This is a genomic window from Streptomyces sp. NBC_01214 (assembly GCF_026340975.1).
In the GTDB taxonomy this organism is placed as follows: domain Bacteria; phylum Actinomycetota; class Actinomycetes; order Streptomycetales; family Streptomycetaceae; genus Streptomyces.
Genome location: NZ_JAPEOS010000001.1, coordinates 5,227,615 through 5,243,295, shown reverse-complemented (window position 1 = coordinate 5,243,295; position 15,681 = coordinate 5,227,615). Strand labels below are relative to the sequence as shown.

Genomic DNA, 15,681 nt, shown 5'->3' with positions numbered 1-15,681 from the left:
GTGTGGGTGGTGGACGACACCGGTTTCCCCAAGGACGGCACCGCATCACCCGGGGTGGCGCGACAGTACTCGGGCACGTTGGGCAAGGTCGGCAACTGCCAGATCGGTGTCAGTGTCCACGCCGCTTCCGACATAGCCTCGTGCCCACTGTCCTGGCGGCTGTTCCTGCCCGAGAGCTGGGACAGGGCCGAGGCGGCCGGGCGGCGCAAGGCCTGCCGGATCCCCGATACCGAGCACCACCGCCCGAAGTGGGAGCTCGCGCTGGAGATGCTTGACGAACTGGCCGGCGCTGGTCTGCGGCCCGCCGCGCTGGTCGCGGACACCGGTTACGGCGCGAACGCCGATTTCCGCCACGGCCTGGAGGACCGGGGTCTGGCCTACGTGCTGCAGGTCAAGAGCGAGATGACCGCCCACGGCAAGGACGCCGAACCGCACCAGCCCGCCTATAGCGGGCTCGGGCCGCGCCCGCTGCCGCGCTACCGCACCCGCCCGGTCTCCTTACGCGAACACGTGATGGCCGCGGGCCGAGACCGGGGAGGGACCCTGACCTGGCGCAAGGGCTCCAAGGCGGCGATGAGCTCGCACTTCGTGCTCCTGCGGGTCCGCCTCGCCGGCCGACGGCCCAAACCCGCCGCCGACGGCACGATCCCGCTCAGCTGGCTGATCGCCCAGTGGCCCGAGGACGAGGCCGAGCCGGTGAGGTACTGGGTCTCGAACCTGCCCGACGACATTCCCGCCAAGGACCTGGTCCGCCTGGCGAAGTCCCGCTGGCGGATCGAGCACGACTACCGCGAGCTGAAAACCTGCCTGGGCCTGGACCACTTCGAGGGCCGATCCTTCGTCGGTTGGCACCGGCACGTCACCCTCGTGACCGCAGCCCATCTGTTCCTGACCGAACAGCGGAGGACCCCAAAAGCCCCTGCCAGGGCCTGACCCTCTACCAGGCCCTGGACCTCCTCCAACACCTCATCGCCACCTGGACCGGCACCTGCCCCACCTGCCAACAAACCGTCCCCCGACAGCCCTACGACACCAGCTAACAAAGCACTACTAGGAGTTGTCGTCAAAGTGTCACGCCCACATCAGGAGCGAGGCGAGGGTGACGGCTGCTTGGTAGGCCTGGGCGGTCTTGTCGTATCTGGTCGCGATGCCGCGCCATTGCTTGAGTCGGTTGAAGCACCGTTCCACCACGTTGCGGTGCTTGTAGACCTGCTTGTCGAAGGCCGGCGGCCGGCCGCCCCGGCTGCCGCGCCGCGCACGGTTGCGGACCTGATCGGACCGTTCCGGGATCGTGTGCGTGATGCCGCGGCGCCGCAGCCAAGTACGGATGGCCTTCGAGCTGTAGCCCTTGTCGCCGATGACGTGGTCGGGCCGGATGCGCGGTCGGCCCGGTCCGGTCCGGGGCACTCGTATCGCGTCCATCACGGCGGTGAACTGGGTGCAGTCGTTCGTGTTCCCACCGGTCAGGACGAACGCGAGGGGTCTGCCCGTGCCGTCGCAGGCCAGGTGGATCTTGCTGGTCAGTCCGCCGCGGGACCGGCCGAGGGCCGGGCTGCGGAGCCCCTTTCGGGCCCCGGCCGCGTGCTGGTGGGCACGGACAACGGTGGAGTCCACCGAGACCAGCCACTCGATGTCGCCTGCCGCGTCTGCTTGCGCCTGCGCGGCCTGGAGCATCCGATCGAAGGTTCCGTCAGCTGCCCACCTGCGGAAACGGGTGTGGAGGCTGGCCCACGACCCGTACCGGTCAGGCACGTCCCGCCAGGCGACCCCGGTCCGGAACTTCCACACGATCCCGTTCAGGATCGTCCGGTCGTCCAGCCGCGGCCGCCCCAGCACAGGCCGAGGCAGCAACGGCTGCACCAGTTCCCACTCGGCGTCCGACAGTTCATGGCGACGTATCACCCAACCATGATCCACAATGCAAGATCACTTTGACGACAGACCCTAGCCCCTCAGGCTGCTCAGCCCGCCCCAGCCCCTCAGGCCCTCAACAGCCCCTCAAGCTTGTCGAAGCCCTGGGACCAGCCCTCGTCGTGCAGGGCGAGCCGCCCCGCGGTGGCGAAGCCGCCCTGCACGAAGACGAGCCGGGTCGAGCCCGTGCCGTCGTCGTGCAGCTCCAGGATCACGATCGTCTCCCGGTCATCGGGGTCAGGGTCTTCCCAGCAGAAGGTGTACGACAGCAGGGCGGGCGGCTCCACTTCCAGGAATTCGCCGGTGAGGAAGAAGGAATCCCCTTCGGGCGGCTGCATCTCGATCCGATAGACCCCACCGGGCCGCAGATCGCTTTCCACCCGGGGAATGCCGAACCCGTCCGGCCCCCACCATTTCGCCAGCTCCACGGGATCGGTCAGGGCCTGGAACACCACCCCGGGCGCTGCCGGGAACGTCCGCACCATACGGAGCCTGAGCGCACCATCCTGAGTCATCACGCCCCCTGACATGCGGCAGCAACAGCGGACCCCTCCATGGTAGAAGCCCGGACCCACCCTGTCGCAGGTACGCGCAGCACTGCTCGTAGCTGACCCTGGGTTCACAGGTGGGCCAGTTCAGTCGGTCAAGACCTGGACGGTGCGGTGCCGCCCCAACGCCTCCTCCACCACCGGCACGACCGCATCCGGCATACCGGCGTCGGGGGCGCTCACAGCCGGATCCGGCAGGCCGGCAGCCGCCTGAAAGAAGGGCAAAGACACCCAGTTCGGCGACGACGGCAACACCTCGACGGCGGCCCCGGACGCAACACCTGTATCCACCCCCCTCACCGGCCCCGGCTGCAGCATGCTCAGGGCAGTGGCGGGCCGGCACGATCCCGCCGCTGCCCTCGCCCTGGCGGGGGAAGTCCCCGGCGCCCGCCTCCGGAACCGCGCGCCGGGCCGGCCGGCCTCCCGGACAGGCCGACCCGCCGGGACAGGGCTGCTACCCGCACCAGGCCGCGGACGCCGTCCTGCCTGCCTGGAGGCGGGACTGTCGGGCGGTGGGGTTTCCGACAGTTACTCGACTGCCAGGGCGAATACGACGAAGGCCAGGAATCCCAGGACCGCGGCCACGACGGCACCAACAGCGACCGTGGCGGCACCATAGACCAGCGCCTTGAACCAAAACTCCCGCAGTCGGCCGATGGCCGTGTCGGTGCGCCAGCCTGACGGGATGTCGATGCGTCCTTCGGCGAACTCCAGTGTGGCCCTGCCCACGTCCCCGGCATGAAAGTAGTAGGAGGTCGGGCCTGACCCCCACGTGCCCAGGCTCTGCCCGCTCGACGTGCGGACGCGGACATCCGCCCGACGAGCAGCGTCCGGCAGCCACACTTCACGCACCGGCCACAGCTTCGCGACCTTCCTGCTACTCAGCCACTCCTGATCCTGGCGCTCCGGCTCGGGTGCACCAGGATTCGGCGTACTCGGCACGCTTCCCCCTCGACGCGGCAGACCTCCAGTACACACCCGCCGTCCAATCCACCGACAGACCACGCACGCTGCTTCGTTCCCCTGGCTTGATGATCGAGGAGGGGGGCGAGGGATTGAGCGAGCGCCGCTCGGTGCGTGCTCCAACGCGCGGGTGGAGGCCCGCCATCCGGCGCGGGCGCGGCCTTCCAGGGAGCGGGCTCCGGGGGCGCGGGCGGCTTGCTCGAAAGCATCGGCGGCCGCCCGGACGCGGTCGCGGACGAGCGCCGGGGAGTGTGCGGCGGCGACGGCTAGGAGGTCGCCGAGGGCGGCGACATCACCCGCGCTGGAGGCTTGTCCGGCGCGGCCCAGGAGTGCGGAGGCCTCCCGGATCCGGTGCTCGGCCAGCGCCCAGTCCGCGGGGGTGACGTGCGGGGTGAAGCGCTCGCGGACCCGGGGCAGGGACAGGTCGTAGGCGAGGGTCGAGTCGGCGAACCACACCGGACGGGACCCTCGGTCCGCGCGGTCGCCGGGCAGGGCCACCGAGTACCCGACGAGGGTGCCGTCGTCGCCGTGGCGCTCGCGTACGGGCAGGCCCGCGTCGCGGAGCCGGTCGAGGAAATCGGTGTCGCCCTGCGCGAGCGCGGCCGCGCTGCGGACGGTGCGCTGCGGGGACTCCCGGGCGGTCTCGGCGAGGCCGCGGCGGGCCGCCTTCGCCGTCTCCCCGGTGACCGGGCTGCGGCGCGCGGTGCGGTCCAGGGGTGACATCGGGGTCAGGCCCCAGCGGGCTTCGAAGACGCGGGCGGCGGTGTGCATGGCGAGGATGTCGCCGCGCAGCCGGGGGTGGCGGCCGTCCTGTCGAGCGAGGGTGGCGAGGATGTGGATGTGGTCGGTGGCGTGGCGTACGGCGATCCACCGGCAGGCGTGTTCGTCGCCGTGTTCGGCGGCCCCGGCGGCGTGCACCATGGCGGCGGCGACCTGTGCCCACTGGTCGTCGAACAGGATGGGGTCGTCGGGGTGGTTGCGGACCGAGACATGCCACACGTGTTCCGCCGGCCGTACGCCGCGCAGCGCTTCGACGGGGGCGTCCAGGAGCAGTGCCAGGTCCGCGCGCGTGATGCGTTCCGGGTGGCGGGCCGGGCACGGCAGGTCCGGATCCCAGCCGGCGACGAGGTGCAGGTCGGTGTGTTCGTCGCGCTGCCCGGGGCCGAAGAGGTAGTCCAGGAGCTCGGCGGTCGTCGACCCGCCCGCAGCTTTCTTCGGCATCACGAGCGGGGGCGCCTCTCCCGCATCACCTGGGCCGTGGCCGCATTCACCCGGGCCACCGCCCCCAGCGCCTCCTCCAACACCCGCACAGCCGCGTCAGGGAGACCAGCACCCGGTATGCCCACGGCCGGATCCGGAACCCCGGCACCGGGCGGGGCCGCCGTGGTCAGGGCGCGCAGCGCGGTGACGGTCTCGTGCAGGTGCACCCGGGCCGCGACCAGCTCGCGCAGGACGTCCCCCGCGTCCTGGGACACCGGCACCAGGACCTCTTGTCTTGTGCGACTGCCATCACCTGCCGTCCCGCCCACGACGCGGGCGACATCCCCTCCCGGCCGGCTGCCAGCCGCACGACCTCCAGCTCCGTCTCGTTGAACGACAGATTCACCCGCCGTCCGCGGGGTTCGGACGTCAGCCGCTCACGGCGCCGCACCCCGCCACCAGCGCCACCAGGTTCTGCGACACCCACCGGAAATCGCTCCCGGAAAAGCCGTCCTCAGGGCCCGGCGAATGGGCGAATTCCAGAGGTCGTTGCAACAGTGCAGTGATCACCGATGTGTGGTGGCGAGCAGTTTAGACAGGTGCTCGGCTGGGGTTTCCCAGCCGAGCGTCTTGCGTGGGCGGCTGTTGAGTTCGGCAGCGACTGCGTCGAGGTGGTCCCGGGTGTGGCCGGACAGGGTGCTGCCCTAGAGACTGCCCGATTCGCGACCAGCGTACGGGCCCCTATCTCTCGCCCCATGGCAGCTCCAGCCCAAAGCCGCTCCCGCCGACCTCATCGGGCCCGTGTGCGATCGTCACGCCTCCCAGGTACGTTGAGCCGTCAGCCGAGGGAGAACGCTCGCGAGGGAGGCGCCCCGCAACGCGTGGCTGCGGGGCGCCGATCCACTTTCGCAACGGGCCCTAGTGGGGTTTAGTCGACCGTCTGCCCGTCGTACATACCGCCCCTGCAGGTCGGGAGCACGGGCGTCGACCGGTCGATCGTTCCGCCGTTGTCCGTGCACTCACCCGGGGTGACGCTCCCGGCGATGGCGGTGGCGGTGGCGGCGGTGGCGGCGCCTGTGAGGCCGAGTCCGGCGAGGGCTGCCGTGGCGAAGACCGCGGCGAGGATTCGTCGAATGCGCATTTGGTTCGCCTTTCACAGATTGCCTCGGTTGGGGCACTAGCCAGCTTGATCTTCACCCATGTGGGTGGCACGTTATGTTGGGCCATCTGGGTGACAGTGTTGTCGGGTGCGGGGTCGGTAACGCGACCCGTCAGAGCGGATGAAAGCCCGTGCCACATCCGTCCCAGAAAGAGCGGATCCCAGCGGTCAAGAGCAGTCAAACGCGACGCCTCGCGATTCATCACCAGAGGCCGTTTGCGCTGGTCAGCGTCACCCCCCCCCTAACGCGCCTACCTGACCGAGACCCGCTTCGCCTTCGCCGGCCTGACCGCCAAAGAGGCGACTCATGCCATCACGCACGCGGTGACGGCATGTGCGCAGGCCTCCGGCTGGAATTTCCGTGCCGGAGGCGGCCATGCGCTACATCGACCCGCCGCGCCCGCAGGCCGGAGGATGCCGTGCCTGCTGGTCGCCGCCGAGGTCCGCGTACCTGGACCTCCGACTGCTGCGCGGGGACGGCACTGCGATCGCTGTGGAAATCGACCGTGAGGACGACGGAACCGCCGTGGACAAGCTCCGAGATGAAGCCCTGCGCGGACACCCCGCGCTGTGGATCCGCTGGCATGGAGCGCTGCGCGCCGAACTCCCGGCAGGCGTCGCCCGCCTGCACCTGCCCACCCGGTCGACCCGCTCCCCCATCCGGTACTCGCTGGCCCCGTCACCGATACGGCAGTGATCACGCACGGCCAGGCGGTCTCTCTCGAAGCCCGAGAAAACGCCGTGAACCGGGATCGGCAGCGGATCGCTGAAGAGAAACGCGCGACCGCGCTCCCCTGCCCGCCGTTGATCCGCTGCTGAAAACGCGGCACAGACCATTTGGCTCCAGCATGGGCCAGGAGCTGATCAGGTTCGACTTCTAGGGCCGCGCTCCCCCGACACCAGTCCTCGCCATGTACTCGGCCGAAGGCGTTACTGGGCCTCGCGTCTTAGTACTGCAACGGTGCTTGCCGTGACTGGTGGCCAGGTTGCTCGTTGGCCTGGTTATGGGTGGAGATCGTGGCGATGTCGGGTCGTGGGCGGCGGGTCTGGTCGAGTTGCATGAGCGTTTCGTGCATCGGTTTGCCAGGTCGGAGCCGCGGGAGTCGGCTCTTGCCTATATGCGGGGGCTGATAGCTCCGCTGGAGCGCAAGAACGGTTGGACGCTTGCCGAGGAGGCTGGTCACGCGGCTCCCGACCGGATGCACCGGCTGTTGAACCGGTGCGACTGGAACGCGGACGAGGTGGACGCCGACGGCGCAAGCCCGGCAAGCTCCATGCAGACAAGGGCTATGACTACGCCCACCTGCGGAAATGGTTACGTCAGCGCGGCATCACACACCGCATCGCCCGCAAGGGCATCGAGCCCTCGCAGCGGCTGGGACGTCACCGCTGGACCATAGAACGAACCATGGCCTGGCTCGCCGGCTGTCGCCGACTCCACCGCCGCTACGAACGCAAGGCCGAGCACTTCCTCGCCTTCACCAGCATCGCCTGCACCCTCATCTGCTACCGCCGACTCGCCAAATGAGATGACTTCTTAGGAAGCCCTGACCATCCTCCTGCCCACGAGCCTCCCTCCACCTCTCGTGCCGACAGCGCTCCTCTGGTCCGACGAGCCGCCATTCTGAAGCCCTGGCCAAGTGCCGGCGCTGACGGTCCCTCGGGTACGTGCACTGCGGCGGCGCCAGCAAGGCTGGACGCAATCTCGGTGACGGCCGATCTCCGCTTCGCCTGGAGTGGCCGGAACTGTGGCGGCGAGGAGCGGTAAGACTGTAAAAGCGAGCGTGGGCAGGCCACGCCGCATCAGGTTTTTGATCACGTTCGGGTTGCAGTCGGAACGGGGTCGGCCGGGAGGGAGGAATCGGGGCGACTCACCCAGCAGGGTGGCCGAATTCACCAGAGACGATCACCGTTTCGGGCGGGCCGCCTGGACGCCAGAGCACGGGTGCGCGCCTGGAGGTAGGCGGTCCAGTCGGTGCCGGCTCGTCGTCGCCACTGCAGCACGGTGATGACGTGAAGGCCGAGGAACGGGGCCAGGACCGCGGGTGGCATGTCCTGGGCGAACTGGACCAGGGCAGTCGTGCGGGCCGGGCGGACCGGGATGCCGTGCTCGGCCAGGGCGCGCGCGAGCGGGCCGGGAAGTCGTATGGGGGTATCGTCGAGGTGGATGGTGGGATGGCCGTTGCGGGTGCCGAGGTGCCCGGTGGCCGCTCTCCTGGGCCCTGGGCACGCTTTCCTGTCCCTGCCCCTGGGCCACCCACAACCGCATGGCTGTCTCGGTGAGATCGAAGTCCTTGACAATCTGGGGCACCGACCTGTCACCACTCGGGCACAACTCCACGATCTCCGCCTTGAACTCCGGCGTGAACTGCCGCCGCGGCCTCCGCGGCTTCCTGTTCGCCATGCTCTCCATCATGGACATCCCTTCCCGGGTACACGCCCAGATCGCCAGATGTCCGCCAAACCGGAACAACCTCACAGGGCCGTTGCCCCGGGGCAACGGACGGCAAAGCCCCACCTCTCGTCCATGGAGAGAGGTGGGGCTTTATGGGTCAACTTCCTTCGGTTACCACATGCCGGGTGCGGCGTACCAGGATGCGCGGACGCCGTCGAAGCCGCCGTCGGGTCGGCTGGTCAGGGTGAAGGCCCTGGTGTCGCCGGCCGCGTAGTTGTACATCATGACGATGTCTGCCCGGCCGTCACCGTCGGTGTCCCCGGAGATCGGGGCGCCGCTGCTGATGGCCCACCAGTTGCCGTCACCGGACTTCCAGCTGGCGAGGGGGGCGTTGAAGCCTCCGTCGGGCTTGGCGGTGAAGGTGTGGGTGCCGGTGGCGCCGCTGTAGTCGTAGACGATGGCCAGGTCACCGCGGCCGTCGCCGTTGTAGTCCCCTCCGGTGGACTCGATGCGGGCGGACTGGAATGCCTGGCCTGTCGCGGACCAGGACTTGAACGGCGCTTCGAAGCCGCCGTCCGCCTTCGCCTTGAAGGTCCACATCGCCGTCTCGACCGTGCCGTTGAAGTACACGGCGGCGATGTCGGAACGACCGTCGCCGTTGGAATCGACCACCTGGTACTGCGCGGCGGCGTTGTGCCAGCCGCTGGCCGAGCGCCAGCTGTCGAGCCCGGCGTTGAAGGTACCGTCCGGCTTGCTCGTGAAGGTGGTCGTGCCGGTGGATCCACCGCCGTGGTCATGGACGACGGCCACGTCGGCGCGCTTGTCGCCGTCGAAGTCGCCCGCGAGCACGGCCACCTTGTTCCGTCGCCGTGGGCGTAGACAGCCGCGACGTCGGTGCGCTTGTCACCGTTGAAATCGCCGGTGGCCCACTTCGCATTGCCGGCGTTGAAATTCCCGGCACCGCTGGTCCAGACCTCTCGGGGTTCGGCGAGCCCACCGTCCTGCTTGGCGTCCAGGACGTAAAGGACAGTTTATCCTACAGATACGCTTACTCCGAACTCCTCCAATCAACGCCTTCCATATTTTCAATGCCTGCGAAAACCTCTGGACTTGCCGCCACAAATCTGACCTGCCAACCAGGTCCGTGAATGCAATCCACCACCTCCGCAAGAGCTCCGTGCCCCATGAAGAACCGGAACCCGGGTTCGGGCCAGCGGCATGGGGAAAACTGAACTTCCCCCATCGACGACGTAACCTGCACCAGTGCTTCGTCGGGCACGGTGAAAGCCCACAGAGACTTAACTCGGGGGCGATTTATCACTTCTCGCACGGTATTCTGCATAAGAAACTCCCGGACCCCTTCCGAACTCTGAATCCATGGATCACGCGAGCTACCATCGAAGACTTTTTCGGGGTCACTGGAGTCGAATGCCCAACGCCAATCACCCGTTGGGTCAACCATGAAAATCGCCTTACCGTCACCTGCAATATGAATCTCCTGAGGCGCCACCATTGCAGTTGAATGCACCAGATTTACATCCCACTGACTGGTCAGACCATGCCACTCCCTCAAGGGCTCGGGGAGCCAGTCATAGGAACGAGGTAGGCGGGCCGCCTCTCGCGTTGGAGGCCCGTACCAGGTTCTAAGAAATGAATCGAGTTCGATGTCGGAGGGGTCGATCACCTGCTCATTGTCGCACGTGCGTAAAGTCAAACTCATCACCTCAGCGCCCAGAAGGCCGGCGGCCTGCGAGAGTTCGCCACGTCGCGCGACTAAGGGCTGTCCCGTAATCCCCGGCGGGCGCACGACGACAGCTACGGCACCTCGCTGCGTTGTCGGAACGCCCTAATACGCCCAGTATGAGGACGCCTCTCCGCCTTGCGATGCACCGCATCTGACGCCGTGCGCTGATCTGCCGGGGATTACGGGACAGCCCTTAGCTGACCATTTACCACCTGACGCCCTACGCACCTGACCACCCGATGGAAGGGATACGGTCCCTCCAGCGACGCGGATGACTCTCCAACGTCGCCTTCCCCCCGAACACCTCGTCCAGCGCATCCGCCAAGACACATCCAGTACCGCAGCCACCTCATTGACGGCCGCCTCGCCGAAACCGCCTGAGCATCAGGCCCATGAGCACTCCATCGACATCACGAGTTCAATCTCACTAACTTGCGCCTCAGTCATTGCCGATTCGCCGATTGTCTTCAAAGGACAACCCGACCCGCGTGGACTCTATTTCGGGCGGGACATCGAGTCCATATCTTTGGGCTTCCGGGCGAGAATGTCCGATATTTAAAGAGGAACAGTTTGATTCTCAACGTTCAATCCGGAAATACCTACTGCCACGCCAAGACTCTGCCGGAAATGCTGCGTCTAATCGATTCGGTCATGAGTGAGCAGCGCGTCTCTCTTCCAGGTATTGGCGCTGGCGACAACGATCTTTTCTCGTTCCCAGAGAGGCCGCACACGATTGACGCCACAGACGGGTGGCCTGACAACAGCCTGCACGTTTCCGTAAACCTGGAAACGGGATACGGCGGACTCACACGGAGACCCCGCACGGCCGGCGCGGGAACGGGACCTTCCGGTATCCCCGCACACGCCGTCTTCGCCGCTGTCCGCCCACAGGCTTGGCCACCACAGCCTGGTTCCCCCGAACGAGGCAATGACGCGCGGTGCAGCTTGACGAGGCTCCCTCCCCCTCAGCCGACCTGATTGCCTGGGCTGCGCGGCAAAGACGCCGCCGCGCGGAAGGACATAAGGGCCCCGACCGGCCGGGGGGAGGGCCGGGTCGGGGCCGCGCCCAGACCGGCGGGGGGTGCCGGGCAAAGCGGTCAAAGTGTAAGGCGGAAAGGGCGTCGCCTCACGGCGGCCTGGTCGGCCGCGTCCCGGCTGGATGCTGCCGACCGGGCACGGAAACCGGCGACGTGTGACGGCAGCCGTGCTCCTGCCCGCAGTCGGCAGCGCAACGGGGCTGAGAACAGCCCGTCCGAAGGCCGCTCCCCGCAGTTGTCATTGCACCCCAGGTCCAGGCAGCGCCTGGACCTGACACGCTCGAACCCGGCTGCGCCCACCCACACCCCGCGTTCTGAGCCGAAGCTCAGTATTGGTCACCGGAAGAGCCGGATGACGTGGCGAACGAAGCAGCGTGGTTGTTACCGCCGAGGCACACGGCTTGTCACAACTGCTCATTCAGCAGCCTTCCTGTCACCGGTCCCGCGGCCGGCGGCCGGAGGGGTGCGCAGCCGTGGACGTTCTCCTTGGGGCCCGAACATGATCAGATACTCGACCGGTCCGGCGGATCCGGCGTTCGCGACTCCGTGAGGGATACGGGTGTCGAACTCGGCGACGTCCCCGGCAGTCAGGACGAGGTCCTGGTTGCCGAGTGCGAGCCACAACCGTCCGTACAGGACGCACAGCCACTCGTGGCCCTCGTGGGACACCTGTCGGGGCCGTGCGGGCGACTGTGCGCCGGCTGGCAGGACGTGCTTGTGGGCGTGCAGGCCGCCGACGTATGGGGTCAGCGGCAGCACCGCCTTGTCGTCGCCGAAGCTGTGCGGCGCCGTGCTGCGGGGCTCGGCCGCAGGGGCGGGTGCGGTGCCGGCCAGCTCGTCCAGGGCGACTGCGTACTCCTTCGCCAGATGCAGCACCACCTCCAGGGTGGGCTTGCGCCGGCCGGTCTCGATGCGCGACAGCGTGCTGGGCGAGATGCCGGTCGCGCGGCTGACATCTGCGAGCGTGACGCCACGGCGCTCGCGCACGCCCCGCAGCCGCGGCCCCATCACCGCCAACATCTGGGACACATCATCACCAGCCACCGTCCCCGTTCCTTCCCGTCAAGTCACTTCACCGCCCTGTCCTGCAACCTTGCCAGAATGGCAACGTCGATCGCGCCGAGTGGCCGCAGCGCCGCATGATCGACAGGTTCCCGCCGACCGCCCGCGAACCGAGGAGAAATCCCCCATGCGATCCGAGCCGAGCGCCGCACTCCGCCACCACACCATCGAGGCCCCAGCCGGGCGCCTGCACCTGGCAGAGCAGGGCACCGGCCCGTTGGTCCTGCTTGTGCACGGCTTCCCCGAGTCCTGGTACTCCTGGCGCCGCCAGCTCCCGGCCCTCGCCGCGGCCGGGTACCGGGCAGTGGCCATCGACGTGCGCGGCTACGGCCGCTCCTCCAAGCCCGCCGCGACCGACGCCTACCGCATGCTCGACCTGGTGGAGGACAACGTCGCCGTCGTGCACGCCCTCGGCGAGGACAACGCGGTGATCGTCGGCCACGACTGGGGCTCCAACATCGCCGCCACCTCCGCCCTGATCCACCCCGGAATCTTCCGGGCCGTCGGCCTGCTGAGCGTCCCCTACGCGCCGCCCGGTGGCCCGCGCCCCACCGACATCTTCGGCCAGATCGGCGGCCCCGAGCAGGAGTTCTACGTCTCCTACTTCCAGGAGCCCGGCCGCGCCGAAGCGGAGATCGAGCCCGACGTCCGGAGCTGGCTCGCCGGCTTCTACGCGGCCCTGTCCGCCGACACCATGCCCGCTGAGGACGAACCCCACCCGCACTTCGTCGCCCACGGCGGCCTTCTGCGCGACCGATTCCCCGCCGCCCCGCTCCCGGCATGGTTGAGCGAGGACGACCTCGACATCTACGCCGAGGAGTTCGAGCGCACCGGCCTGACCGGCGCCCTCAACCGCTACCGCAACATGGACCGCGACTGGGAAGACCTCGCCCCGCACCGCGGAGCCCCGATCAAACAGCCTTCCCTGTTCATCGGCGGCACCCTGGACGCCTCCACCACATGGATGTCGAACGCCATCGACGCCCACCCCACCACCCTCCCCCGCCTGTCCGCCTCCCACATCCTCGAAGGCTGCGGCCACTGGATCCAGCAGGAACGCCCCGACGAAGTCAACCGCCTGCTGACCAACTGGCTCGCCACGATCCAGAGCTGAAACAAGCGGGCTACCACAGCAGTACGGCAGTGCGTTTTGGGCGGGCCACGCCGAGGTGACACATGCCGGTCTGCTCGGTGATACCCAACAGCCCCAGCGCACGTACTCCTCTGCGCCAGTGACGACAAGCGCGCCTGTATGACAACTACCGTGCAGCGGCTCACCGCGTCCGCATGGGGCGCACCGTCGACGGCGGGGTTCGGAAGGAGACGTCGAAGTAGTCGATGTCGGTGAACTCGACCCGGAGTTCGTCGGCTCGGGTTCCGCCGTCCTTGAAGTAGATCTCCTGGAGTCCCTCGGCGACGATCGCGCGCAGTTCGCGGTTGTCGGCTCCCTGGGCGCGGGCGTCGAAGAGGCGCTGGGCGTAGGCGGCGGGGAGGTGGACGGTGAGGCGGCGCACCCGGCCGTCGTCGGTGGTGCCGACGGGCGCGGTGTAGCCGAACCGGGCCCGGGTCTCGACCGTGATGCCGGTGCTGGCGGCCGCCTGCTTGCGGCGGCGGCCGCGGACCACGGGCTGCCAGCGGGCCCGTACGGCCGTGTCGATGCGGTCCGCGACGCGCTGGGGCGGGGTCTTGCGGTCGCCCTTGCGGTAGCGCTCCACCGACCGCTGGCTGACCCCGAGCTCCGCGGCAACCGCGCGGGTGGTCTTGAGCTGCTTGAGCAGGAAGCTGATCCGGCCCTTCAGGGTCTTGGGCGAGTCCTTGGTGAAGGCCTCCTGGTCGGCGCGGACGATGGCGTCCTCGATCTCTCCCACAGCGGTTCAGCTCCTGACAGGTGTCCGGGTCGTACACGGTGAGCGGTCGGTCGGATGTGGCCTCCGGCACGTCGCCGCCGGAGGCCACACCGGGTTCTCGTTCTCTATTCGCCGTCGTCGAGGACGGCGTCGCCGCCCTTGATGTGGCGGGCGGGGTTGAGGCCCTTCTCCATCAGGTCCACCGCCCATGCCATCCCCTGCACCCCTTCCAGCTTCGCCAGACCCGGGGTCGGGCCGAGACGGAAGCCGCCCATCAGGGGCTTGCCCGACGCCGCGTACGGCAGGAAGTCCAGCGGCGAGGGGCCCGGGGACGGGTAGACGACGCAGTCGGAGAGGACGCGAGCGGGTACAGGCCGGCTGAGATCGTGCCGCGACCGCGACCGCAGGACGGTGCTACGCGTCTTAGCTGAGGAAGTCCAGGAGGATCTGGCGGCTGGTCTGTGAGGTCAGGCTGCCGTAGACGTCATCGAACGCGTGCTCGGCGAAAGGCAGTTCCTTCACCGTGATATCGACGCCTTCGGCTCGGAGTGAGGCGCCGAAGTCCTTGATGGTTTCGGGGCGGGCGCTGCGGTCGCGGTCTCCCACGACGATCAGTGTGCGCTGCAGACCCGTCCGAACGTCGGTGGTCGGGGAGACCTCGCGGTAGCGCTCGGGGTATTGGGCAGGCGTACCGCCCGTGAACAGCTCTGCGGCCTCGCGGGTGCCCGCGACGTCGTCCTTCCACATGTTGTCGACGTCAGTGCCGGGGTAGAAGCCGACCACCGAGAATGGCGGCTTCGGGGTGGTCCCGTCGGTGGCCTGCATGGTGCCGTTCTGAAGGCGGTAAGCGGTGTTCATGGCGAGGGTGCCGCCGGCCGACATGCCACCCAGCGAGATACGGGAGCTGTCGATGCCGTACTGGTCGGCGTGGTGCTGCACCCAGCCCAGGGCGGTCATGAGGTCGTGCGGGGCCTTGTCCCACGTGGGGCGGTCGGGGGAGGCCAGCCTGTAGTCGACCGCTATCACGGCCACACCGTGGTCCGCCAGCCAACGGCCGGTACCACGCAGGTCGCTCTTGTCGAAGGTGTGGAAGCCTCCGGCATGGGCGAGCACTATGGCCGGCGCCTTGTTCCCCCGGCCTTTCCCGGCCAGATATATATCTGCTTCGAGTGCCTCGCCGTCACGGGTGGCATAAATCTGGGTTGTGTCCGGCGTGGCACCCCCGGAGGAGGCGAGCTGGCCGAAGACCTGGCTGAAGGAGATCTTCGTACCGGCGTCGCGAGCGGCAACGAACTGAATGCTGCCGATGACCAGACCGGCGGTGGTCGACAGAGCGGTCACCGCGGTGAGGACACGCCCCCAGCGCACCAGGCCGCTGCGCCAAGCCAGGGCTCCCAGGGCAGCGCCGGCCAGGGCGAGGAGCGTCAGGTGGAAGGGGTACTGTCCGCCGACGACCGGGCCGATCACGCCGGCCTTGGGGATGGCCGGAAAGTATGCGCCCAGCATGATCGCGCCTGTGAGGAAGGCCAAGATCGAGGCGATCGAAGCGGCGACGACACTCAGGAACCTCTTGATCCCGCCAGGAGGCGTGGCCTGCGAGGCAGGTGAAGGGTGTCGGGCTATGGACATGGTTGCGGTCCTTGAGGTGGGCGTGGTGCGGGAGGCGGACGGTGCCTCCGGACTGGACGCCATAAGGTTCGCTTTCAGAGCCGGTGATCTGCGTCCCCCGGAGGGGCCAACCTGCCGAGTAGCTCTCCAGGGCTACGCCGACACCCGAGGAGCCGTTCCGGCTGTCGGCAGGCATGACCGCATGCC

At 68.3% G+C, this 15,681-nt stretch carries 15 protein-coding genes and 3 pseudogenes; 5 read left to right on the top strand and 13 right to left on the bottom strand.

Features of this window, described 5'->3' with window-relative positions; translation table 11 throughout:
- Positions 1 to 933, top strand: a 933-nt coding sequence (locus OG594_RS24675) for an IS701 family transposase (protein ID WP_266602483.1), incomplete at its 5' end; no start/stop codon positions are given.
- A gap of 138 nt (positions 934 to 1,071) precedes the next feature.
- On the opposite strand, the gene OG594_RS24670 is transcribed toward OG594_RS24675, so the two are convergent.
- The 6 genes from OG594_RS24670 to OG594_RS24645 form a co-directional block, all read right to left on the bottom strand.
- The gene (locus OG594_RS24670) at positions 1,072 to 1,899 is read right to left on the bottom strand and encodes an IS5 family transposase (protein WP_266603160.1); all 828 of its coding nucleotides are present in this window, start codon (positions 1,897 to 1,899) and stop codon (positions 1,072 to 1,074) included.
- An 80-nt stretch (positions 1,900 to 1,979) separates the two neighbouring features.
- On the bottom strand, positions 1,980 to 2,396 hold the full coding sequence (locus OG594_RS24665) for an SRPBCC domain-containing protein (RefSeq protein ID WP_266602481.1): 417 nt from the start codon (positions 2,394 to 2,396) through the stop codon (positions 1,980 to 1,982).
- A gap of 591 nt (positions 2,397 to 2,987) precedes the next feature.
- Complete coding sequence (locus tag OG594_RS24660; RefSeq protein ID WP_266602479.1) at positions 2,988 to 4,643, bottom strand: hypothetical protein; 1,656 nt, start codon at positions 4,641 to 4,643, stop codon at positions 2,988 to 2,990.
- Complete coding sequence (locus tag OG594_RS24655; protein WP_266602477.1) at positions 4,643 to 4,903, bottom strand: hypothetical protein; 261 nt, start codon at positions 4,901 to 4,903, stop codon at positions 4,643 to 4,645. The genes OG594_RS24660 and OG594_RS24655 overlap by 1 nt, the downstream gene beginning before the upstream one ends.
- A gap of 148 nt (positions 4,904 to 5,051) precedes the next feature.
- Positions 5,052 to 5,192 carry a hypothetical protein gene (locus tag OG594_RS24650; protein ID WP_266602475.1) on the bottom strand — a complete coding sequence of 47 codons (141 nt, stop codon included), beginning with the start codon at positions 5,190 to 5,192 and terminating at the stop codon, positions 5,052 to 5,054.
- A 358-nt stretch (positions 5,193 to 5,550) separates the two neighbouring features.
- The gene (locus tag OG594_RS24645) at positions 5,551 to 5,763 is read right to left on the bottom strand and encodes a hypothetical protein (protein ID WP_266602473.1); all 213 of its coding nucleotides are present in this window, start codon (positions 5,761 to 5,763) and stop codon (positions 5,551 to 5,553) included.
- Between the two features lie 394 nt (positions 5,764 to 6,157).
- Here OG594_RS24645 and OG594_RS24640 point away from each other — a divergent pair, with 394 nt between their 5' ends.
- From OG594_RS24640 to OG594_RS24630, 3 genes and pseudogenes are all read left to right on the top strand, one after another.
- Complete coding sequence (locus OG594_RS24640; RefSeq protein ID WP_266602471.1) at positions 6,158 to 6,478, top strand: hypothetical protein; 321 nt, start codon at positions 6,158 to 6,160, stop codon at positions 6,476 to 6,478.
- Positions 6,479 to 6,785: 307 nt separating this feature from the next.
- A pseudogene (locus OG594_RS24635) lies at positions 6,786 to 7,025 on the top strand (IS701 family transposase); the annotation flags it as partial.
- Positions 7,016 to 7,309, top strand: a pseudogene (locus OG594_RS24630) (transposase); the annotation flags it as partial. The pseudogenes OG594_RS24635 and OG594_RS24630, both read left to right, overlap by 10 nt.
- 378 nt (positions 7,310 to 7,687) lie before the next feature.
- Here the strand turns inward: OG594_RS24630 and OG594_RS24625 are convergent.
- From OG594_RS24625 to OG594_RS24610, 4 genes are all read right to left on the bottom strand, one after another.
- Positions 7,688 to 8,185: a transposase gene (locus OG594_RS24625; RefSeq protein WP_266602469.1), complete on the bottom strand. Its 498-nt coding sequence runs from the start codon at positions 8,183 to 8,185 to the stop codon at positions 7,688 to 7,690.
- 162 nt (positions 8,186 to 8,347) lie between these two features.
- Positions 8,348 to 9,031 (bottom strand): hypothetical protein, encoded by a 684-nt coding sequence (locus OG594_RS24620; protein WP_266602467.1) that lies wholly within the window; start codon positions 9,029 to 9,031, stop codon positions 8,348 to 8,350.
- 193 nt (positions 9,032 to 9,224) lie between these two features.
- A complete protein-coding gene (locus tag OG594_RS24615) occupies positions 9,225 to 9,860 on the bottom strand; it encodes a hypothetical protein (protein WP_266602465.1) in 636 nt (211 codons plus the stop codon).
- Positions 9,861 to 11,371: 1,511 nt separating this feature from the next.
- The gene (locus OG594_RS24610; protein WP_266602463.1) at positions 11,372 to 12,001 is read right to left on the bottom strand and encodes a helix-turn-helix domain-containing protein; all 630 of its coding nucleotides are present in this window, start codon (positions 11,999 to 12,001) and stop codon (positions 11,372 to 11,374) included.
- A 145-nt stretch (positions 12,002 to 12,146) separates the two neighbouring features.
- Here OG594_RS24610 and OG594_RS24605 point away from each other — a divergent pair, with 145 nt between their 5' ends.
- On the top strand, positions 12,147 to 13,133 hold the full coding sequence (locus tag OG594_RS24605; protein WP_266602461.1) for an alpha/beta fold hydrolase: 987 nt from the start codon (positions 12,147 to 12,149) through the stop codon (positions 13,131 to 13,133).
- A 160-nt stretch (positions 13,134 to 13,293) separates the two neighbouring features.
- On the opposite strand, the gene OG594_RS24600 is transcribed toward OG594_RS24605, so the two are convergent.
- The 3 genes and pseudogenes from OG594_RS24600 to OG594_RS24590 form a co-directional block, all read right to left on the bottom strand.
- A complete protein-coding gene (locus tag OG594_RS24600) occupies positions 13,294 to 13,887 on the bottom strand; it encodes an XRE family transcriptional regulator (RefSeq protein WP_266602459.1) in 594 nt (197 codons plus the stop codon).
- Between the two features lie 104 nt (positions 13,888 to 13,991).
- Positions 13,992 to 14,225 (bottom strand): annotated as a pseudogene (locus OG594_RS24595) (transcriptional regulator); the annotation flags it as partial.
- A gap of 64 nt (positions 14,226 to 14,289) precedes the next feature.
- Complete coding sequence (locus tag OG594_RS24590; protein WP_266602457.1) at positions 14,290 to 15,495, bottom strand: alpha/beta hydrolase; 1,206 nt, start codon at positions 15,493 to 15,495, stop codon at positions 14,290 to 14,292.
- Between the last annotated feature and the right edge of the window lie 186 nt (positions 15,496 to 15,681).